11 protein-coding genes are annotated in these 23,707 nt (G+C 33.8%); 4 read left to right on the top strand and 7 right to left on the bottom strand.

Annotated elements, in window-relative coordinates; all coding sequences use genetic code 11:
* Positions 1–860: 860 nt before the first annotated feature.
* Positions 861–2,630 (bottom strand): NAD-dependent DNA ligase LigA, encoded by a 1,770-nt coding sequence (gene ligA, locus ERCILAFE3058_RS01510; RefSeq protein WP_157989717.1) that lies wholly within the window; start codon positions 2,628–2,630, stop codon positions 861–863.
* A 1,295-nt stretch (positions 2,631–3,925) separates the two neighbouring features.
* Between ligA and leuS the strand changes: the two genes are divergently transcribed.
* From leuS to holA, 3 genes are all read left to right on the top strand, one after another.
* Positions 3,926–6,511: a leucine--tRNA ligase gene (gene leuS / locus ERCILAFE3058_RS01505; RefSeq protein WP_157989716.1), complete on the top strand. Its 2,586-nt coding sequence runs from the start codon at positions 3,926–3,928 to the stop codon at positions 6,509–6,511.
* 13 nt (positions 6,512–6,524) lie between these two features.
* On the top strand, positions 6,525–7,061 hold the full coding sequence (lptE, locus tag ERCILAFE3058_RS01500; protein ID WP_157989715.1) for an LPS assembly lipoprotein LptE: 537 nt from the start codon (positions 6,525–6,527) through the stop codon (positions 7,059–7,061).
* A 64-nt stretch (positions 7,062–7,125) separates the two neighbouring features.
* Positions 7,126–8,166 carry a DNA polymerase III subunit delta gene (gene holA, locus ERCILAFE3058_RS01495; protein ID WP_157989714.1) on the top strand — a complete coding sequence of 347 codons (1,041 nt, stop codon included), beginning with the start codon at positions 7,126–7,128 and terminating at the stop codon, positions 8,164–8,166.
* Positions 8,167–8,914: 748 nt separating this feature from the next.
* Here the strand turns inward: holA and dapE are convergent.
* The 5 genes from dapE to ERCILAFE3058_RS01470 all read right to left on the bottom strand — a co-directional run bounded on the left by dapE (position 8,915) and on the right by ERCILAFE3058_RS01470 (position 19,006).
* Complete coding sequence (gene dapE, locus ERCILAFE3058_RS01490; RefSeq protein WP_157990061.1) at positions 8,915–10,045, bottom strand: succinyl-diaminopimelate desuccinylase; 1,131 nt, start codon at positions 10,043–10,045, stop codon at positions 8,915–8,917.
* A 1,434-nt stretch (positions 10,046–11,479) separates the two neighbouring features.
* Positions 11,480–12,454, bottom strand: a complete 975-nt coding sequence (gene lpxM, locus ERCILAFE3058_RS01485; RefSeq protein ID WP_157989713.1) for a lauroyl-Kdo(2)-lipid IV(A) myristoyltransferase — start codon at positions 12,452–12,454, stop codon at positions 11,480–11,482.
* 295 nt (positions 12,455–12,749) lie between these two features.
* Positions 12,750–13,724, bottom strand: a complete 975-nt coding sequence (gene cysB, locus ERCILAFE3058_RS01480) for an HTH-type transcriptional regulator CysB (protein WP_157989712.1) — start codon at positions 13,722–13,724, stop codon at positions 12,750–12,752.
* Between the two features lie 1,053 nt (positions 13,725–14,777).
* Positions 14,778–17,375 carry a type I DNA topoisomerase gene (gene topA, locus ERCILAFE3058_RS01475; RefSeq protein WP_157989711.1) on the bottom strand — a complete coding sequence of 866 codons (2,598 nt, stop codon included), beginning with the start codon at positions 17,373–17,375 and terminating at the stop codon, positions 14,778–14,780.
* A 1,214-nt stretch (positions 17,376–18,589) separates the two neighbouring features.
* Complete coding sequence (locus ERCILAFE3058_RS01470; protein WP_232037572.1) at positions 18,590–19,006, bottom strand: DNA polymerase III subunit psi; 417 nt, start codon at positions 19,004–19,006, stop codon at positions 18,590–18,592.
* Between the two features lie 289 nt (positions 19,007–19,295).
* Between ERCILAFE3058_RS01470 and rsmC the strand changes: the two genes are divergently transcribed.
* The gene (rsmC, locus tag ERCILAFE3058_RS01465) at positions 19,296–20,315 is read left to right on the top strand and encodes a 16S rRNA (guanine(1207)-N(2))-methyltransferase RsmC (RefSeq protein WP_157989710.1); all 1,020 of its coding nucleotides are present in this window, start codon (positions 19,296–19,298) and stop codon (positions 20,313–20,315) included.
* Between the two features lie 1,473 nt (positions 20,316–21,788).
* Here rsmC and ERCILAFE3058_RS01460 read toward each other — a convergent pair.
* On the bottom strand, positions 21,789–23,006 hold the full coding sequence (locus ERCILAFE3058_RS01460; protein ID WP_157989709.1) for a multifunctional CCA addition/repair protein: 1,218 nt from the start codon (positions 23,004–23,006) through the stop codon (positions 21,789–21,791).
* Positions 23,007–23,707 lie beyond the last annotated feature (701 nt).

Here is a 23,707-nt window from a genome sequence, read left to right as displayed (position 1 = left end):
ATTATACATTAAATTTAAATGACATCTTTTTTCGCTTGTTACTAGTTTAGTAACATCATTTAAATATCCATATCGCAAATTAATTGATGACTGAAATATGCTCTTTAATAGATGTTAAATAGATTATTATAGCTACAGTATATAAACCAGTGCAAATTATCCCGTCTGTGCGCTATCATAAGTCCAAAAACTAATTGCAATGCCAAAAAAGATTTTTGAAGCAGTATCACAAATCAATATAAATATAACCTGGTATGGTTGATCAAAACTTCTTGAAGGTATTATCTTCCGGGTGATTCTAGGTGTCTAGATAAATTACAAAGAAAATTTTAATTTCATGCTATGAAGAATGTCATTAGAGTATTAATGGGGTCATCATGTGACCCTTTCCTTTAATCTAATAGTATATATCAGCGTAAAATGCTATACTCATAAAGATATTTTTTTGAAACAAGTGAACTGAAATAGGCCACAAACATGATCGATATATACAATATGCGTACTGGTAATTACAGCAGTATGGATATAAATAACTGACTGCATGCCATGTATGTTTGTGTATGTTCAGCGCCACCACATTATACATGTATGATTTTCTGTACATCTATCATTATTTTTATCTGTAAAGCTCATTTCTGATCTTTTGTGTAACCAGCCACATCTATAGTCATTACTAAATTCTATAATCATCACCATACTGAATCAGTCTGTATCAATACCAAACATTCAATGTCATCTTTTTAAGATGCCTATGATGTACTGTGTGTTATCTGATGCGATCAGATCGCAAATAAACAAGTTAATATTATTACTTTATCACACTATTGTCTATTACCTTTTTTGTATTTTTATATGATGACCTATGACCAATGAATACCAAATCTTTCTACTAAAAGCCTAATAACTTTATAGTTATTTTCTTCATTAAAGAAAGTTTTTATATTACTTGCTGTCGCTCTTCCTACACCATCTACTTCTTGTAAGGTAGTTAGGTTAGCTTTCATAAGCGAATCTATGGTACCAAAATGCTCTGCAAGATTTTCTGCAGTCACCGTTCCAATCTCGCGAATACCTAAAGAATATAAAAATCTAGCAAAAGTAGTTCTCTTTGACTTAGTAAGTGCACCTAAAATATTTTGTGCTGATTTGAGACATATGTGATCTAAACTTGTTAATTGCTGCAGCGTGAGACTAAAGAGATCTGCTGGATTTTGTACGTACCCTTTATTTACTAACTGATTTAGTATTTGTCCGCCCACCCCATGAATATTTAACGCTTTACGTGACACGAAATGTTTTAACGCCCCTAGACGTTGTGCTGCGCAAATCAAACCACCCGTACAACGCGCTATGACCTCTTGAGGCATCTGTTTTATTTTTGAACCGCATACTGGGCACTTAGTGGGGAAAATAATGTCATGTACGTTCAGATTCGCATAAGGCCTTGTCTTTATTACGCTCATAATTTTCGGAATAACATCTCCTGCTCTGCGAACAATAACATGATGTCCAATCTTTAGTCCTAATCGATTAATTTCAGCATGATTATGCAACGTCGCACTACTGACCATCACTCCAGAAATCAAAATGGGCTCTAGTTTTGCTACTGGTGTAATAGCCCCAGTACGACTAACCTGAAATTCTACACTATGTACGCGTGTTATTTTTTCCTGTGCCGGGAATTTAAACGCTACAGCCCATCGCGGAGCGCGCGAAGTAGAGCCCAATCTTTCTTGTAGGGATAAGTTATCTACTTTAATAACTATGCCATCAATATCAAAAGCCAGAGATGAACGATGCTTTTCAATATAATGATAAAAGTCTAGCACTTCTCTCGGATGACGACAAAGGCGTAAGTAGTCACTCACAGGTATTCCTAAAGTGCTTAAATATTGTAAACATGCCATATGACTACACGGAAGAATACCATCTGTGAGTAAACCAAAACCATAAGACACAAATGCAAGAGGACGCATGGCAGTGACACGTGGATCTCGATGACGTAAGGAGCCTGCTGCAGCATTACGAGAGTTTGCAAATATCTTTTTTCCATCTTGAGACGCTTGTGTATTTAGTTTTTCAAACCCTGCATGTGGCATAAATACCTCTCCACGCACTTCTAAGTAATCCGGAATAGGGTTATTACTGTCTAAGCACTGCGGGATGGCTTGAATAGTCCTGATATTATCACTGATGTCTTCTCCAGTGGTTCCATCACCACGCGTTGAGGCCTGTACTAAGTCACCATGAACATATAACAAAGTCACTGCAAGACCATCAACTTTCAGATCACAACAAACAGTAATATCATCATCAATTTTTAGACTTTCCTGTAGACGTTGATAAAATTTAATATAACTCACATCGTGAGAAATATTATCTAAAGATAACATCGGTGTTTTATGAGTAACCTTCTGCAATACACTACCTAGAACAGATCCGCCTACACACTGAGTGGGTGAATCTAAGGTTATAAAATTAGGATAATTTACTTCTAACTGATGTAAGGTGTCTATCAACTTATCATATTCTGCATCTGGGATTTCCGGTGAGTCCATAATATAATATTTATATTGATGATGATGGATGAGAGCTTTTAAATTAATAATTTTATCTTTTATAGATTGCATAGTGTAGAGCCATATAGAGGTCAATGTCTAAAGGTCGATTAATAAAGACAGCATGAAGTATTATTATAGATGGGCAATGCAATACATATCAGAAAACAATATGATATATCGCATATGTTGATACACTAGCATTATCTATAACATTGCGCTATAGCTATAATTTATTAGTATTAAAATTTCAGAAATACAATATATTACATGCTACAACCTATGTCGCGAAAATGTTCTGTGCTGAATCAATAATTAAAGCGCGATCATTAACTGCGAGGGCTATATAATTAGCAATAAATATAGCTATTTAATAATAAATTCACTCTCGTTAAATAAAGCGAATTACTCATTTTGCCTTACCATCTATAAATTCTAAAAGTATTATATAGGCCACCTATAAATACTATGAATCATTTTATGATACTACAGTTTATTTCTGTTTTTCCAATAAGTAATCAGATCTCACTCTACCACAGGGAATCTACTAGAATATAGGTTCTTGTAAAACTTTAGAATTCACTAATAACACTTGAGTGCCGGTCCCATATAAGAAATAAAAATTCTACCCTAGAGTCAATATTGGGAGTGACTGTATAAGAGATATCAAAAATATCTCATAGTGGAAGAACTACTACATATGAATATCTGCTCTATAGAAATTTAGAGAGCATAGCATGCGTTACTGTATTCTCAATAAAATATGCAGACTGCAATAAAATAAAAAGTACACTTAAAATATTATACGCACAGATACTGGTTACCAATAAATCTATTGAGAAATCTATAATCTCAATTCTACATGTATTACTTTTCATGTTTTCTGTATTTTTTTACTATGTCTACAATACTTATACCTATTCGTGAAAATAACAACTAGTTACTTTTACAAGTTAAGAGCTCATATATTATGAATTCGTGCAAAAAACAAAAATTTAATGAATAAAATCTACAATTTTTTTGATATACCGGCATCTAAAAGTCTGTTATTTTACTGACTAAAAATCTATTAAAGGGTTATATAACGAATCTTATAGATCAATAGTATAATAGCAAACCCATTCTACATCACACCTAATACGATCTCTCTGATTGGAATGATATGACTATTTATCGATTTTTGTATCGCATAGTGATCACTAATACAATACCTTCAGTATTAGGTCACATATTTATTAATACATATGATTGTTTTATGAGTAGTATAACCGAAACCTATATACTGAAGTGTATGTACCTCTGATCAGTGAGATTTACTATAGTATGCTTCATTTATACACACATTTTCATAAAGGACCATGAGCTCCATGAAAGAGCAATATGATCATAAAGAGATAGAATCTCGTGTTCAAAAACACTGGGAAATACATCAAACATTCCAAGTCACTGAAGAAAAAGATAAAGAAAAATATTACTGCCTCTCCATGATACCTTACCCTTCTGGCCATCTACATATGGGACATGTAAGAAATTATACTATTGGTGACGTCTTGTCGCGTTATCAACGCATGCTAGGTAAAAATGTATTACAGCCAATCGGATGGGATGCTTTTGGGTTACCAGCGGAAACCGCAGCATTGGAAAATAATACCGCCCCTGCATCCTGGACTTATTCCAATATTCAATACATGAAGAATCAGTTAAAATTGCTTGGTTTTAGCTATGATTGGAGCCGTGAGATAACCACCTGTCATCCAGAATATTACCTATGGGAACAGTTGTTTTTTACTCAATTATATCAGAAAGGCTTAGTTTATAAAAAAACATCACCAGTAAATTGGTGTCCACATGACATGACTATATTAGCTAATGAACAAGTCGTTAATGGTTGTTGCTGGCGCTGTCACTCTGTAGTCGAAAACAAGGAAATACCACAGTGGTTTATTAAAATCACAGATTATGCCGATGAATTACTGAACGATCTTGATACACTAGTAGGGTGGCCTGAAAACGTAAAAACTATGCAAAAAAACTGGATTGGTAGATCAGAAGGAATAGAAATTAATTGTAAAATTCTACACAGTAAAAAAACAATTAGTATATATACTACTCGCCCTGATACTCTCATGGGTGCTACTTATATTGCAGTAGCAGCTAATCATCCAATACTACATCAAGATGCTACCAAAAATCCTCTTTTACACCAATTTATACAAACATGTTATAAAAGAAAAATATCTGAAGCTGAACTAACAAAAATAGAAACAAAAGGTATATTAACAAGTCTTTTGATCAAACATCCACTGACAGGGGAGAGATTATCTGTCTGGGCAACTAATTATGTGATGATGGAGTATGGTACAGGTTCTATTCTTGGTGTACCAGCTCATAATCAAAAGGATTGGGAATTTGCTAAAAAATATCAAATACCCATTAAACCTGTAATTCTTAATGCTAACGGCAGTGTACCTGATCTCAGTAAGGGTGCAATGACTGATAAAGGCATCACTTTTAATTCAGGTGCATTCAATGGCCTATCATATGAAAAAGCTTTGATTGCTATTACGACTCAACTAGCTAAGGATGATATAGGTAAACGTGCGGTATATTATCGTCTAAGAGATTGGGGAGTATCTCGTCAGAGATATTGGGGAGTGCCTATCCCAATGCTTACTCTAGAAGATGGCAGAACAATTACTGTGCCAGAAGACAAGCTACCGGTGCTGTTACCAGAAAATAATTTAACAAATAGAGTGTCAGTACCCCTAAATACCGATACAGAATGGGCTAAAGTTATTGTGAATGGCCAACCAGCACTACGTGAAACTGATACCTTTGACACCTTTATGGAATCTGCATGGTATTATGCACGTTATAGTTGCCCAGATTATAAAAATGGAATGTTAGATCCAGCTGCGGCTAACTATTGGCTTCCAGTTGATCAATATGTAGGAGGTATTGAACATGCTATTATGCATCTTCTGTATTTCCGTTTTTTTCATAAGCTACTACGTGATGCAGGGTTAGTTCATTCTGACGAACCCGTGAAACGCCTGCTATGTCAAGGAATGGTTTTATCTGACGCGTTCTATGTAACTGGCAATAACGGTGAGTGTCACTGGGTAGCACCGGATAACCTGATCATCCAACGTGACCATAAAGGACGTATTATACATGCAACGGATCCATCTGGAAAGAAAGTATATTATGCTGGTATGATGAAAATGTCAAAATCAAAAAAAAATGGTATCGATACGCAAATCATGGTAGACCGTTATGGTGCAGATACCGTAAGGCTCTTTATGATGTTCGCTGCTCCATTAGATGCAACATTAGAATGGCAAGAATCAGGTGTGGAAGGAGCGTATCGATTCTTGAAAAGAATATGGAAGCTAGTCTGGCAACACACTCACACCCGTATTGCACTTATTAGTGCCAGTAATAGCACTGACCATGAACTGACAGCCTTGCGTCATCATTTAAATAAAACTATTTATAAAGTATCACGTGATATTGAACACCGGCAGACATTCCATACAGCGATTGCAGCAATAATGACACTCACAAACAAACTGATCCAAGCACCGCGTAATACAACTGAGGCTCAAATCTTTATGCAAGAAGCATTAACGGCTATTGTGCGCATGCTTCATCCATTCACTCCACATATAAGCTTTGTCTTATGGAAAGCTTTGGGTGGAAAGGGGGAAATAGATTATGCTCCGTGGCCTCAAGTCGATAAGACTGCGATGGTGGAGGAAAAAGTTCTAGTGGTAATTCAGATAAATGGTAGAGTACGTGGAAAAATTATGGTAGCAGCCAATAGTCATCAAGATCATATTCGATCTCTGGCACAAAAAGATCCTACTATTTGGAAATATCTTCGTCACACTAAAGTTCAAAAGGTAATTTATGTGCCAGGTAAGTTACTTAACTTAGTCGTTAGTGCATAAGAAGGCAATATTCGTGCAAAAACTGTTACTGCCTCTTTTATTTTCTATTATGACATTATGTACGGATGGATGTGGCTATCACCCATACCCTATTTTCCGTATACCTGATATCATGCAAACGCTTATAGTAGATACTACAGATCCATATGGTCCTCTCGCGACTGCGGTATATGAAGAGTTGCAACATCACAGTGTACGTATTATTGACACCCCTACCACACATACAAATATTACATCTCTTCGCTTACAAGAAGAGACTGTTAGTCGTGATATAACAGCAACGTTCCCAAATGGTAAAACTTCCGAGTATGTAATCATGATGACTATTCATGCAGAGGTTGTCATACCAGATCAAGGTGTCTATCCAATAACGTCTGCAGTATCGCGTTCTTTTTTTGATCATCCACAGGCCGCTTTGGCAAAAGATACTGAACAAAATATCATTATTGATGATATGCGGCAGCAAGCTGTAGAGGATTTAATACGTCAATTTGCAATTTTAGACGGTGCAGAAAAGAATATATTGTATCAATATGATAACGATCATTAATTCTTAGAAAGTAACAATATTTTAAATAAGAAACACTCTAACATAAATACTCCATATAAAAATAATGATAAGAATCTACCCCGAACAACTTAGTAGTACACTAGAACGTGAGTTACGAGCCTGTTATGTACTACATGGCAATGAACCGCTTCTTCTAGAAGAAGCGCAGAATACCATTTTTAGTATTGCGCAAGAACATGGGTTTACCGAGCATTTTATCATCACTCTTAATTATAAAACTGATTGGCAATGTATTTTTTCTAACTGTCAGTCTTTAAGTCTATTCGGTGCTCGTCAAATATTTCTACTCATTTTACCAGAACAAGGTCCTACTTCTGTGATGAGTACACAACTCGTAACTTTATCTACTTTTCTTCATAGAGATATTCTTCTCATATTAAAAATGACATCACTCACGAAAATATACGAAAAAAGTAATTGGTACCAAGCTCTCTGCATGAATGGAGTGGAAGTTCCATGCCAAAAATTGAACCACAAGCAATTATCTTTGTGGATTACTTCCAGAGCAAAATTATTGAATATAGATATAGATAATGCGGCAAATCAACTATTGTGCTACTATTATGAAGGCAATCTATTAGCATTGTCACAAGTATTAGAACAAATTTGTATCGTCTTCCCAAATCGCCCACTCATGCGACAGCATATTGAGAAAATAGTAAATGATGCAGCGCATTTTAATGTATTTCAATGGATTGATGCTTTATTATTAGGGGATAGTCAGCGTGCGATACATATCTTACATCAGATATCCGCTGAAGATAGCACACCTATTACGCTATTACTGCGTATGCTTCAACGGGATATCTTATTACTGATTACTATCATACCACAGATGGATACAATTCCATTGTATGCTCTATTTAAGAAGTATGGCGTATTAGAAAAACGTCGTACGTTGTTAAGCATAGCTCTGAAGCGCCTGGCATATGAACGGTGGTTTCAAATCTGTAGACTGCTCACGCACATAGAAATCACAATCAAGCAGCATGATGACCACTCAGTCTGGTTGGAACTAGAAATGCTAACTCTAATGTTTTGTCACACAAATTGTTCGTTAAGTATTGATGATATTGATCCATGATATCGATTCAAACTCTAGATAAGATCGCAAGAGCTTTTCTACTTCTCATAGAAATAAAATATTTATTTTTTTGTGTTATCCGTGAAATAGTCTCTATAATAGATGTCTACACATACCACCCAGTTATCATATATTATAAAATGAGCAGATGAAATATAAAACATGATAGAGCCTATGCATCAGATAGAAAATATTCCCTGCTTGTTCATTAAATATGTTATATGAACGATATTCCTATATGCTCTTCTAAAACAATATAAATAATCAAACATTATATGACTGTATTTTTAAAAATATATTTATAGAATATATCTATTGATACGAAACATACTACAAATCGTTAATATATGTCTCTATCAAGTATAGATATCATGTTTATATACTCTTGTGTGTAGATTTTATGAAAAATATTACAACTCATAATCTCATTATATCTAGCAAATATTATAGGTATAAAAATTATAATCTATATTATATCTCTTCTACAATTATATCATGATAAAATTAATATATACTGCCAATGATACACATGATATGTACATGAGATGGTGTAGATTCTATCTTTTATTATTTTTATAGTTCATAAACTTCTCTTTCTTACACGATATAGACGAACTAGATTGCGTATTTCTATATTTTTTTAGATTGATTCTCTTTAAATCTATATAGACTCTAAATAAAATTCCTATTAGCAGAACCACTCCAAGTAACCAAAAGTATTTCTGAATTAATATCATTTAACTATAACCTATTTCAGTAAAATATTTTCCATAATGCGTTGATATATTCTGCTCAGAAGTGGTAGATCAGAGACTTTGGCACACTCATTGATTTGATGAATAGTAGTATTGACTAACCCCAACTCTACCACATGTGCTCCAATTGCATTAAAAAAACATCCGTCGGATGTTCCACCCGTAGTCAATAATTGAGGACTATAATTCGTACAACACTCTACAGCGTGTATTACTTCATCTACAAAATAACCTCGTGATGTGAGAAATGGCTGACGAAACACGGTCCATGTAATATGATATTGTAAATGATGTCGATCAAGAACTGCCTTAACACGTTCTTGAAGTATTAGATCTGTAAGTTGATTATTAAAACGAAAGTTAAACTCTATAAAACACTCATATGGGGTAATGTTACTGGTACTAGAACCTGCCTTTATATGATACATTTGCATGTAGGTTGGTGAAAAGAATGTATTGCCTGTATCCCATTTTATTAACATGAGCTCATGGAGAGCTGGTATGACTCGATGTATAGGATTATCAGTAAGATGCGGATAGGCAATATGACCCTGTATACCGTGGACATGTAAATGAGCACTCATAGACCCCCGACGACCATGCTTTACTACATCACCTATGAACGCTGTACTAGTTGGCTCTCCAATGAGGCAATATTCTAAGCGTTCATTACGTTGAAGTAATCTTTCTATAACTTTCATAGTTCCATGAGCACCGCTTTTTTCTTCATCTGATGTAATTAAAAACGCTAAGCGTCCTTTGTAGCATGAATGAATGCTCACAAAACGCTCGACGGCTACAATCATGGATGCAAGCGCGCCTTTCATGTCAGCTATTCCTCGCCCAAATGCAACTCCGTTCTGAACAGTAAGTTGAAATGGTGGATGCATCCACAAAGTAGGATCACCGGTTGGTACTACATCAGTATGGCCGGCAAAAACCAATGTCTTTCCGTGTCCACGCCATGCCCAAAAATTTAAAGTATCACCAATATGCATTACTTCAATTGTAAAGCCTATTTTTTGCAGACGAGCAATCAAAATATCTTGACACCCAGCGTCATATGGGCTAATAGAAGGGCAAGACACCAGTTGTTGCGTTAATAAAAAAATTGGACAATCAATTATCATGCTAATTTCCTAAAGAAGAGATAGAGTGGTGAGTTCATCTGTATTAACTGATTATCCAAAGATCAAAACCATTTGATTTTATTGCGCTGGCTATAAGAAATCCAGAGGTGTAGTGCATTAGTACGACATATCAATCATATATTGCTATATTGATAGTTATTCTGGATTGATCTGATGTTTTTTCAGAGACTTTTGATAGATACCAATAGTATGTACTCAACAGTATGAGTAGTAGAAATAGACCTATAAATAAATGCGTCCTTGGAATCATTAGACCTACAAGTCATTTACCCCCTCTAAGGGTACATTAGATAGGGCAGACACTGTCAATAAAGTGAACAAAATATACAATATTAAAAACACCTGAAGATTTAACTAATTTTTTATCATGCCAATTTTTTCAAAATTCATTGTTTTTCAAGAAAATTGAACACAGTTTCTCGTGTCACTACAAAAATTTTAATAATATACATGCATGTATAATCCATTTATACTAAAGTTGTGTACTACATTTTATGTTTATTAGATACACATCATGCAGGCACGCCTCCTTAGTTGGGAACCTTATATATACGATATAAAATCGTTTTACAGATATGGATCGCAAAAACAGTCATACATTATAGATACTTATCCGTATCTTTATTTTACTGTGATATCATATGTAGAGGCAGGTAATATCTGGTGCACACTATCATTGATATTTATATTCAATAACTTATGGATATTATCCATTTCTAAGAGTGCAGATAATGTTTAACCTCGTTAAAAAATATATACAATATCTACAAATATACTTATATAGCAATAAATGATACTGATCCAATACTTTAAAAATACTTACATGCTATAGTATTTTATAAAAATTTTCTGCTACACGTATGTAGTGGGTATATGCTCATAGTATAACGTTTAAGACGCTTGTATATATTTATAAAATCTGCATAGACTTAACAAATAGAGTTCTCCTGCATCCAGTAATCACTGATATCGGAATTGTTAATACCATTGTAATATCTTCATAAAAATCTAAATACATTTATAATATCATAATATAAACACTATTTCATAAAAAATATTTCACAAAAAATATAGTTCTGTGTGCTTTATTTACAAAATACTCCTCTAGTATAGAGTATCGTATCAATATATAAATATACACTTACCCCTTGTGCTATATAATATATATCTCTTGTAAGGAATAAAGAGATATCCTTTAAAATATAGTATTTTTAATATATACATAGTTATTAAAAATGAATACATACATAGCATGACCTAATGAATATTAATATCACCTCACTTTTTAGTGGAAGTGATTATTTTATTTTAATTTCTACCATGTATCATAACAGCATAATATGTATTATAATACTTATTAAAGGACATACTATGTCTTCATGTATAGTAAATCAAGTGTAGCACTATTTATCTTCTTGGGTATAATTCTTGCCGAGAATAAGGTTCTTGATCGCCTGGCCGACGTGTTTTTAATAGTTTTAATATCCAAGTGTATTGCTCCGGATTTGGACGCACAAACACTTCCACTTCTGCATTTAAGCGTCTTGCTTGAACAGAACTGTCAGTCACAATATCATCTTCAATCAATGGTGAACGCAGATAAATATCTAGAGAATGAGTTTTGCTGTTATATACTGGAAATAACGGTACAATTTTTGCACGACATACCTTCATCATCCTTCCCACAATAGGCAATGTGGCTTTATAGGTGGCAAAGAAATCTGCAAATTCACTATGCTGTTCTCCGTGGTCTTGATCAGGAAGGTAATAGCCCCAATAACCCTGTCGAATAGAACTAATAAAAGGTCGAATACCATCATTGCGAGCATGCATTCTAGCACCACATCTATATCTTGCGAAATTCCAGGCATAATCAATCAATAGGTTACTTTGATTATGAAACATCGCCGCCATTCTTTGGCCGTCAGCTGCTAGTAACATTGCAGGTAGATCGACCGCCCAACTATGAGGCGCCAATAATATCACATTATGCCCACTATCACGCAATGTATCGAGAATGTCTTTTCTATGCCAATGAATGCGAGTTTTTACTACATGCGGCCTCAGCGCTAATTCAGCCATCATAGCTATTGACTGCAACATGGTTGCAAACATAGCATCTACGATTTTCTCACGCTCCGACTCAGATTTTTCTGGTAAGCAATATAGCAAATTAATCAGTGCTCTGCGTCGAGCGTTTATGGCAAATTTTCCAGCTATGCGTCCTACAACACCCAACATTGGATCACGTAAGCGTGCTGGTATTAAAGTTATTGCAGCTAGCGTGGTAATTCCTAACCATATACCCCAGTATCGTGGTAATAAAAAAGATTTTTGGAAGAGCGGTATAGATTCAACGTGAGTCTGTTTGCTATTTGCCATGCACTAACCTTATATAATAACCAAGGTATAATATATTTATACATAGTAATCACTGGAAAAAATATAGCAGAAAGAATAAAAATTTGACAAAATGAATATGACAACCTGATCATAACAATACTTTTTGTATATACTCTATACTATAAGTAAAGAACATATAAGTACACACTCTGTTTATAGTTTAAAATTTAATAAAGTTATACATTTTTATATAATACTGTTATAAACCATAGAAGGTATGTAGAACATATCTCACAATGATGTATTTATTCATCTTGATTAAGAGAAATATCCTCTATCTTTCCGGTAGAACTAGATCCTTAAACATTTCTTCAGCGTCTGCACTAGAACGTAATGCAACTGCTGCATCAACAATGTTACGCACTAAGTGCGGAGCAAAGTTCTGGATAAAATCGTACATATAACTACGTAAAAACGTGCTACGTCGAAATCCAATTTTTGTTGTACTGGCAGTAAATACATCTTCGATTGAAATCCTTACTAAATCAGGATCAGAGATCGGATCTACTGCCATACTAGCAATAACTCCAACACCCAATCCAAGCCTCACATAGGTCTTAATAACATCTGCATCCGTGGCAGTAAACACAATACGAGGTGTAAGTCCAGATCGATTAAATGCCATATCAAGTTCTGAGCATCCTGTAAAACCAAACGTATAAGTAACTAATGGGTATTGCGATAGCTCTTCAATCGATATGGAACGATATTTAGCAAGAGGGTGATTTGATGTAACAATAATCGTGCGTTTCCAGTGATAACACGGTAGCATAATTAAATCATCATATAAATGTAAAGCTTCAGTAGCGATAGCAAAATCAGCATGACCCTTAGAAACTGCTTCAGCTATCTGCGTCGGAGAGCCCTGATGCATATGTAAAGATACACCAGGATACCGATCAAGAAATTTTTTAATAGTCATGGGTAATGCATAACGTGCTTGGGTGTGTGTGGTAGCAATATACAAAGAACCTTTATTAGGACAAGTATATTCACCAGCCACTGATTTAATCGCATCAATTTTTGACATCACATCACGAGCAATACGGATTACATCTCGTCCCGCTGGGGTAATTTTAGTTAAGTGTTTTCCGCTACGAGTAAAAATTTGAATGCCAAGCTCATCTTCTAGCATGCGCACTTGCTTGCTAATACCAGGTTGAGAGGTATAAAGACCTTCTGCGGTTGAAGACACATTAAGATTATGATTAACAACTTCAACTATATAGCGCAGTTGCTGCAATTTCATTTTGTTTTCCATCTTGTTTTAAACAACACGAAGAGGCACTTACAGATATTCCATTGAACCACGGAAACACTATTTAATAACCGGGAAAACGTTAAGATACACTATAGGATGTTTACGGTGTGTGTAGCCTCGTATAGCATACTAAGTCAGGAACGCTCACCGGACTGTATATTATAGTATATCATCAAGATCCCTAAAGATTAGTAAGTGATCTTCAGCCAATAATACAAATATTTAATAACTTTCATAACATATAATATAGAACATTATTCTCGCTGCTAGCGCTATATGCATCATTGAAAGAGAGATGTTAAAGAACCATTCTTATACTGGACTTAATCACAGTAATCTAACTCTAATATTCTAAGCAATACCGCATATCATACTACTTAATATCATAGATATCCCTTATGTTCTTAATATGAATCCTATTAATATAATTGGAATGCATCTCAAAAAAGAAAAATGATTCTGATTTGTGTTCACACCATCACTTAAAATATATTATACATACGATATTCTTTACATCCTTGCATAGATGTTTCAATATTATATGCTTTATATCATCATTTACATTTTATTATTATACTGATACATAATTTAGAGTCATGCCTAACTCTAACTGTAGGAAGTAATGCAAAATATTTCATTTTATCTATATAAAAACCATCGTATATCTATAAATATTATCCAGTAAATAGATTTTATATAACCCCTGTTGTTTAGAATCTGAATCCAAAATGCTTGACGATCAATGATAGATTAAAAAACCACTCCCGTGAAAATGATCATAAAAGTGTTGAATAGCAATATAGGTGTATCTAAATACATACCTAATTCTCGTGTAATTCTAAATGATAGCGTAGATTATAGCTTATAGAATGCTAGAAATGAATACATGTACAGGTTTATACAACACAACTTGATTATGCACCTAGATATCACTATACTGTACATATATTTATCAATGTAGACTTTTAATGTACGCTTCATATCCTTCACTAAAAACGTATTTGGTTATCTTCATCAAGAATACGCATAAGGTATATGGAATTATTTTTGTAACTCTTCCCATTGACCGTTGATAAAATATGCACACCAACCAGTTTTTTTACCATTTTTTCTGGTGCTTACATATTGTTTTTTTGTTTTACGACTAAAATGTACTGTTGATTTATTACCCTCTGCATCCATTGTAGGTGCGTTAGTTAAATAGTGCCATTGTTGTGGTAACAGATCACGGTAACGCTGTAGCTCTTCGACCTGTGGAGCTCTTGTCTCGCGCGATTTTGGAAAGGTATGGGCTGCAAGAAATAATCCAGAAGCGCCATCACGTAAAACAAAATATGCATCTGATTGTGTACATATTAATTCTGGTAAAGGCACTGGATCTATTTTTACTGGTGCAATATTTCCATTACGCATAATTTTTCGTGTATTTTTACAATCATGATTAGTGCAGGCTATGTATTTGCCAAAACGCCCTATCTTAATTGGCATGTCTGCGCCGCATTTTTCACACTGTATGACTTGACCTGTATACCCTTTTAGTTTAAACTCACCATATTCAATTTCATACCCAATACACTCAGGATTCCTTGCACAAATATACAATTTACGTTGATGATCTATAAAATAAACGTCCATAGTAAGACCACACAATTTGCAGTAACATTGTGGTCGTGAACTATAAGCATCCATACTATTACATTCCAAAATATTTAATACCGTATTCTCTGGAATCAAATTTACGGTCTTTTTACAGCGTTTTTTTGAATTTAAAGTATAAGAAACACATCCTAAAAACACTCCAGTTCTAGCGGTACGAATACCCATATTTTGTTGACATGTAGGACATTCAATCGATGTACTTACCATCTGGTTGGGTCGCATACCACCCTCATGGTAGTCCTTTTCTGCTATGCTCACTTTCTCACTAAACTGAATAAAGAAATTATCTAGAATAAATTTCCACCCTATAGTATTATTGGCTATCTGATCGAGATTATCCTCCATTTTAGCAGTAAAATCATAGCTCATTAAATCTGGGAAATTATTGATTAAACGATCAGTAACAATTTCGCCTATTTTCTCCGCATAAAAACGACGATCGTGCATTTTAACATATCCACGATCCTGAATAGTAGAAATAATAGAAGAGTAAGTTGATGGACGACCAATACCTCGCTTCTCCAGTTCACGTACTAACAAAGACTCATTAAAACGGAATGGAGGCTTTGTAAAATGCTGACTTTTTAAAATATTCTCTAGTATTAACTCACTCCCCACTACTAATTTTGGTAGTTTACAGTTATCCTTACCTTCATTAAGCGGTTGCATCACCCTTGTCCAACCATCAAAAAATAGAATACGTTCTTTGGTTTTAAGTTTAAAACCTCCTGCGTCTACCATTAAGGTACGAGAATGATATTGTGCTGGCCTCATCTGACATGCTACGAACTGGCGCCAAATAAGAGTATATAACTTTTTCGCATCTTCTTGCATATTATGTAATTGATCAGAGATCACATGCACATCTGATGGACGAATAGCTTCGTGTGCTTCATGTCGAGTATCTAGAGCGGTATACACATACTCTTTTGATGGTAAATATTTCTCGCCAAATTCACGTTTAATATAACGACGCACCATGATGATGGAATCCTGACTTAAATTTTTAGAATCGGTGCGTATATAAGTAATATAACCTGCTTCATACAATTTTTGAGCTATAATCATTGTTTGATGCACGCTAAAACCAAGACGTATACTAGCTGTCTGTTGTAATGTAGAGGTAATAAAGGGCTCTCTAGGCTGAACGTTTATCACTTTATCAGTAAAATTTTCTACAACAAAGCGCGCTTGTGATAGACGAGTAACAGCAGTATGGATTTTTTGTTCATTGACAGGACAGAAGGATTTTTTCATATGATGTGTGACTTGCATCCGTATATTCACACCATCTACCGTTTTAAGAGCAGCATGTAGCGCCCAGTATTCCCTAGGAATAAAAGATTTTATTTCACGTTCACGCTCAACTATTAAGCGTACCGCTACTGACTGCACACGTCCAGCAGATAATCCTCGTGCAACTTTTTTCCACAGAATCGGTGAAATCATGTAACCCACTATACGATCCATGAAACGACGTGCTTGCTGCGCATGCACGCGATTTATATTTAACGCACCTGGGTTCTTGAAGGCCTCATCAATAGCAGATTGAGTAATTTCATTAAATACAACACGACTATACCGTGAAATATCCCCGCCAATTACTTCTGCAAGATGCCAAGCGATAGCCTCTCCTTCTCGATCTAAGTCAGTCGCAAGATACACATGATCTGCTTGAGCAGCCAACGCTTTTATCTCAGATACCACTTTTGCTTTACCTGGCAAAATATAATAAGTAGCTTCCCAACTATTAAATGGATTCACTCCCATGCGATAAAATAAAGAGATTTTTTGATTTTTTTTGATTCTATTAGTAGTTCTAAGAGTGACACCCTTCATCCTATCCTGAGGCAATGTACTACCAGTAGGTAAATCACGAATGTGTCCCAGACTAGATTTTACTATATAGTCGTCTCCAAGGTATTTATTAATTGTTTTAGCTTTTGCCGGGGACTCCACTATTACTAAAGCCTTACCCATAATTTCCTTTGCTCAATGAGAACCCCCTAAAGTAAACTTTTATTTTATAAAATCATGATGCTATGATGTGTATTCGATACATCACTTATATCATCTACATCCATCGGATATGTTATAATTGTCTATATTACTCTAAATATTATAATATCTCTGATTGAAAATATAAGATACACAGTTATGTCCTGATTACATAAGGCATATACTACTCAGTGATAATTTGTAATACAGTAATATACTATTATTGCAACCAATCTAGATTCTATACTATTTGCAAGATAAAGTGAAAAATTTTCATCATGTACTCTTACACAGTAAGAGTATTATTTTTATTCATCATATCTCTTTCTTATTAAGATCTTTTTATTAATTGCATGAATATTTAAAAAATAATATGCATGTATTATAATTTAAATATTATCTATCTCTCTTAAGACAAGATGCATATGCACGAATTAAATTTTTGGTTCACTCCATATGCTATAGAGCTATTTCTATAGTAATAGTAAATCACAATAGTGAATAACTATAATATTAAAGAAATTTGACATAAACATAAATGTATGTCGCACCCATTATTAAGTTTTGCTATTATATATTTTGCTAGTATATATAATATATAGACGATGATAAGGGATAACATACACATTTTTATAACTGAGTTTTGTGATAAAATGTTTCATAATAAAATTATAAATATATGATTTGCACTTTGGCTATGAGGTTATTCACAATATATCTTCCGATATGTGTCATCACTGAAAAAATGCTTTTATTATGAAAAATTACTAGTAAAATTACTTTATTTTTGATTATGCTAAAAGACTTTTCCTTTACTATCTATTACAATTCTACGCAAGATACGCTAGTATTAAAATCATTCTTGATGCACTATAAAAATTAGTAATAAGGTATTAAGGACTTATCAGTACATAAAAAATATTAACTTTATATATTTCGTAATAATCTGTCTTTAATATAAAAATTATACATGCATGGACTGTTATTCCTTATGGATAAGTATTCTTTTACTGGAACTACACTGTGTAATACATAAATTATCCACACTGCCTGTATATAATAAAAATAGAATAAAAATAACATCACGGGAGAATTAAATAAAAACAAAAATACTCTTCGTCTTTTACACCCCTGTAAGTCTTATGATATAGCATACAATAAGTGATTATGGCGACTATGGTAGAAGAATATATTTGTTATCTAATTCTCGTAATTATATCTAACTTATATTGATAAATTTGCTTCCATAGAGATCGTTTTGCATCGTAGTTATGATACAACTCATGTAAAGTAGGTGAGATAATCCGGATTCCTGTAAATATTTTTGGAACTTTGGCCCCTAAAAACCACCAACAGAAATCATTAGAAAAACATGGTAATGTATGTAGATGTTGTAAGGTTAAAATCTGTACTTGTAAATAGTTTATGTGTAATGTATGTAAGACATCATCTACTAGTGGATCAGTGAGAGCTAACATATCATCTGATATTATAACTAATCGAATCTCAGACGATAACCCAATGACCGTCTGCTCCTTGAGAGCATATGGCTGACGTAGTGTATATTGAGTAATACCCATTTTCTGTAATACTTGATCGCGTCTATAAGACATGATATACACCTCATTTTCCATCAATTCCTGAAGTTTGATTCTCAAACTATCATGAATAGACAATAAAAATATACAGCATGCTGTAACGTGAGTTCTGCAAATCGGAACAAAAGACTCGTTGGAGTATCAATAAATAAAATTCAATACTGTTTTATGCCATTCTTAGGAATGATATAGAGGATTTATTGATACATTCAGTAATGGATTGTATTTTTATCAGATATATATCATTCACTAATTTTCTCGCTTTGACATAATAGCAACTATGATTACTTAGGATTTTTTATAGATGTCTATCCTTACCCCAGAAAGCAATATGCTTTTACGAAATCGTGATCAATTTACTCACAGAAATGTCTTATTCTCTGGCGATCTCCAAGATACCCTATCAGCATACATAGAAACACAAACACGGTGCATATATACACAGCAGTATCTTCACTGGAAGATCTTAAAGGAAATACTGGGAAAAAACACTTATTTCGGTGTTATAATGACATCAAACATGTTAAATAAGTGTGATACCCTTATTTATTATTGGCCTAAAAATAAACAGAAAGCACAATTTCAGTTGCAAAATCTATTATCATTACTTCCATGTGGAAGTGAAATTTTTATTGTCGGAGAACATCGTAGCGGTGTCCGTAGTGCTACAAATTGTATAAAAAATTGGGTAGAACTAAGAAAGATTGATAGCGCGCGTCATTGTGGTTTATATCATGGATATCTGGAAAAACAACCATATTTTAATCTGAATACATTCTGGCATGAATATTTGGTAGGATCTCTAACAATTCAAAGCTTACCTGGTGTTTTTGGGTACAATGGTCTAGACCGTGGAACACAATTATTGCTCTCTACCTTGATTGATAATAACATAAGAGGGAGAATCCTAGACGTTGGTTGTGGTACAGGTATTCTTGCTGCAATGTTAGCGAGTTATTCGCAAGCAACCCATTTGACACTAACGGATGTTAATGCCGCAGCCCTTTCTTCTAGTCAAGCCACATTTTCATGTAACACTTTGCGGGGTACAATATTACCTAGTAATGTGTACTCGAATATAACGGGACGTTTTGATGTCATTATTTCAAATCCACCATTCCATGACAGGTTCAAAAGAAATCTAGATATTACGCGTGTATTAATTCAGAAAGCACCGGATTATTTATATATAGGTGGCGAACTACGCATTGTTGCTAACTCTTTTTTACCTTACAAAAAAATATTCAATGAAACTTTTGATTACCATGAAGTGCTGATTAGTAATGGAGATTTTAAGGTTTATCGTGCTATTAAAACTAAGTAAACTATCTCTAGAATTACTGATTCTGTTCATTACATCTTAATATGAACTGACATAAATTCTATAGCATTTATGATTTTTGTGAAGATGAGTAAAGTTTTTATTTTTTTTCTGAAAAAGCTAGGTGTATATTTTACATAACTGATATTATACGGTTATTAATACTATTTCATATAACACTATCAATAATCTCTTATAGCAATCATTTTTATGAAAATAATGATTGAGGGATCACTATATGCTATGTTTTGTGTCTCCATTGGATATGAATTTTTCATGTATCACATGCATTAGACGAGTTAAATACAACCGTTTATTATGCTCATAATACAATAAAATTGTAATGATATTAATGCCTACAAGACAGAATCACGAAAAATAAAAAATATAAAAGTAATATATGTATTCTTCTGAGATTACTTTGTACCATCAGATTTTCTAATCTATGATGTGCTAAATCAGTATATGTTAATATACAATAATAAATGTTCTATGATACTGTTGAAGACTTATTGTGGATAATATACCTTCGGCATAGATATATAAGAACTGCCTTTATTTTTATAATATTATGATCTTCTCATGAAAAACAAACTTGTAATGTTCTTGTGATCGCTTTGTTCTTTGTTAGTATTAGTGCTACTTTATTTTATCTGAATTATAATGTATAATATAAATATTATCAAAGCGCCAGTCATCCACTGATGATATGATTTAATCACTATATACGTAATTATTTATATTGCTTATATTATTTAGATGGCTGACATTGATGCGATACATCTTATCAATCATCCATCTAATGTAGCAGTGTTCCGCAATAGAAACCATAGAATCTCATAAATACTCATAACATCTGATTACATTCAGCTAATATTAAACTCTGCCATCATAGCCAGCGTATTTTCATACATCATAATCTATCTAATCTCTTATAAAAATTATGCTTTAAAAGAAAGCATGCATACACTAAGTATATTATATCTATACATCGATAAAATGTACCATCGAGATGCATGCGAGATAAAAAAGAAGAATATAAATCTGCCTAGAATGATGTTAATCAGATAAATAATTCTGTGTATTAATGTTAAAAATATCTAATGCCTATCATTTAGTAATAATTCTTTTTGCAGGCGAAAATTTAAATATTTCTCTCACATCATGTCTTTCATAACAGTCTTTATCATAAAAAATCCTGGAATGCAGAAATTATTCCTTGCACTACACGTTTATACGTAGTATTAGATAACAAATGACATTCATGCATAGAAAAATATTGAAGGTAGCGCTATAAAACATACTAAAGACATAAAAATTACGAGCTATTTAAACAAACAGAGAAAAAAACTGATGTTTGATATTGTTGATAACCATAAAATATATATATTAATATGATTTGACATTTAATAATGACTATCGCACATAATATAGCCTAATACGTAGGTGTGTTATAATTAGTGGATATAAATATTATTAGTCGGCCTCTTTTGAATAATGTTGCCAATCATTTAATACTATACTCTGACGTCGTGATAATTCATCGCCTATGTGTCTTCCTATAAATCCAGAGTCTATGACTTCTTGCACTGATATACTATTGACAACTTTCCATGCATTACATAAATATGCGCTTTTGATGTTAGCACCATGTTTCGATGATGAGCATGCACCGAAGTCAGCATCAAGAATTATAGAAATCTGCTCAATACGCAAAGGTTTCCTCCAAGCATCGATCTGATTAAAAAAATATATTAATTGCTCAGGAGAAGCATGCTGAATATTCTGTATAGTATCATAAAATTCCATCACTAATAAGGCTAAATCACGCAATGCACGTGGTGCATGTAAGCGCTGACATAACTTCGCAATTGTTTTGAAGTTTAATAAGGCATCATACTTACCGTGCGGAGTGTACAGATGTATCTGTGACATAAGGGCGTGGCGAAAACTATAGAAAAAGGCTGCAAAGCGAATTGCAAGGTTTGCACTATGCTTAGATATTCCTGAGAATGTCGTTAAAACCTGATCAATGCTAATATTAAAAACATTCATAATGCTATCCAATTCTGGAAACAAAGCCTTAAAAGCCCCGCAATCATATAATGCCTTAAAAAATATATGAGGATGATTGGTTTGAAGGGCACTTTCTATCTCTTTCCATATGCGTGGGGCAGTTAAGAACTGTAGTTCACCGCTATGCACCATACCCTTCATTATTTTCAAGGTTTCATCAGCAATGTGAAAGTTTAGGTGAGCAAAATATGCAGAAAAACGAGCTACGCGTAACACACGTAATGGATCTTCATTAAAAGAAGGGGAAATATGACGCAATTGACGTTGATGTAGATCAACAAAACCGCCATATGGATCATAATACATACCATATTGATCCTGGGCAATAGCATTAATTGTCAAATCACGACGCGCCAAATCTTGCTTAAGGGTAACATCCGGCGCGTAATAACATACAAATCCACTATACCCATGCCCTTCTTTTCTTTCAGTGCGGGCCAGTGCATACTCTTCATGTGTCTTTGGGTGCAGAAACACAGGAAAATGACGACCAACCTTTTGATAACCCAAATCAAGCATTGTCTGAGGAGAGCCACCAACGACTACCCAATCTCTATCTTTCAATGGTAGGTTTAATAATTTGTCACGGACGGCGCCACCAACTAGGTATATTTCCACGTAATGACCCAGTGTATAAGTGATTCATATAATCTAATCAAATATGTAAGTGCTATGTATGCATCAGGCATCTATTTTTAAGTGATAAACACTAGGTGGTGATGAATGATATTAAGAATAATTGGACATATAATAGCATTTTACATGAATTTTTGATGCATTGTCTCAGTCAATAACCATTTCAAAAGCATTAAAATTTAAGTATCATCAGTTATTACGGCATAACAAAGAGGGCCATATTAATCATAATTAAGAAGTATCGTAAAAGTTTAGTAAAAGTAATATGAGACAAATCAAATTCATCGAGATTAATTTTACGACGCTTGTGGTATTAAGTGTATCAATCACGCATCTCTAGTGCTATTGATCGGTCTGTCTTACTTATGAAGCGCTACCCCTGCTAAGTATGAGCATACAAATATAATAAAATTATAGCACCTTATAAAACTATTTTATATGAGCTAATTTTGCTTTTCTGCTCCTATGTCTGCATACCATGATCGCACATGCGCCATTACTACTATACACAGTGCTAGAGATACCATCAATATTACAAGTACTTCCAATCATCTCGATACATCTGGATGTTTTGAGAATACAATTTATCGATTTTGTGCATCAAAAATAACACTTGAATAAATAAGAAAATTAGCCATAATTGGCAATTATATAAAATAAATCTCCCTTAATTCACTACGATA

The sequence above is a fragment of the Candidatus Erwinia haradaeae genome, assembly GCF_900698955.1.
Lineage (GTDB): Bacteria > Pseudomonadota > Gammaproteobacteria > Enterobacterales > Enterobacteriaceae > Erwinia_E > Erwinia_E haradaeae_G.
The sequence above is the reverse complement of the archived record's forward strand: the minus strand, read 5'-3'. Positions and strand labels throughout refer to the sequence as shown.

Bases quoted from the DNA above. Each gene is read 5' to 3' on its own strand.
- ligA (WP_157989717.1), bottom strand. From the start codon at position 2,630: ATGCAATCTATAAAAGATAAAATTATTAATTTAAAAGCTCTCATCCAT.
- holA (WP_157989714.1), top strand. From the start codon at position 7,126: ATGATAAGAATCTACCCCGAACAACTTAGTAGTACACTAGAACGTGAG.
- rsmC (WP_157989710.1), top strand. From the start codon at position 19,296: ATGTCTATCCTTACCCCAGAAAGCAATATGCTTTTACGAAATCGTGAT.
- leuS (WP_157989716.1), top strand. From the start codon at position 3,926: ATGAAAGAGCAATATGATCATAAAGAGATAGAATCTCGTGTTCAAAAA.
- ERCILAFE3058_RS01470 (WP_232037572.1), bottom strand. From the start codon at position 19,006: ATGTCTTATAGACGCGATCAAGTATTACAGAAAATGGGTATTACTCAA.
- topA (WP_157989711.1), bottom strand. From the start codon at position 17,375: ATGGGTAAGGCTTTAGTAATAGTGGAGTCCCCGGCAAAAGCTAAAACA.
- cysB (WP_157989712.1), bottom strand. From the start codon at position 13,724: ATGAAATTGCAGCAACTGCGCTATATAGTTGAAGTTGTTAATCATAAT.
- lpxM (WP_157989713.1), bottom strand. From the start codon at position 12,454: ATGGCAAATAGCAAACAGACTCACGTTGAATCTATACCGCTCTTCCAA.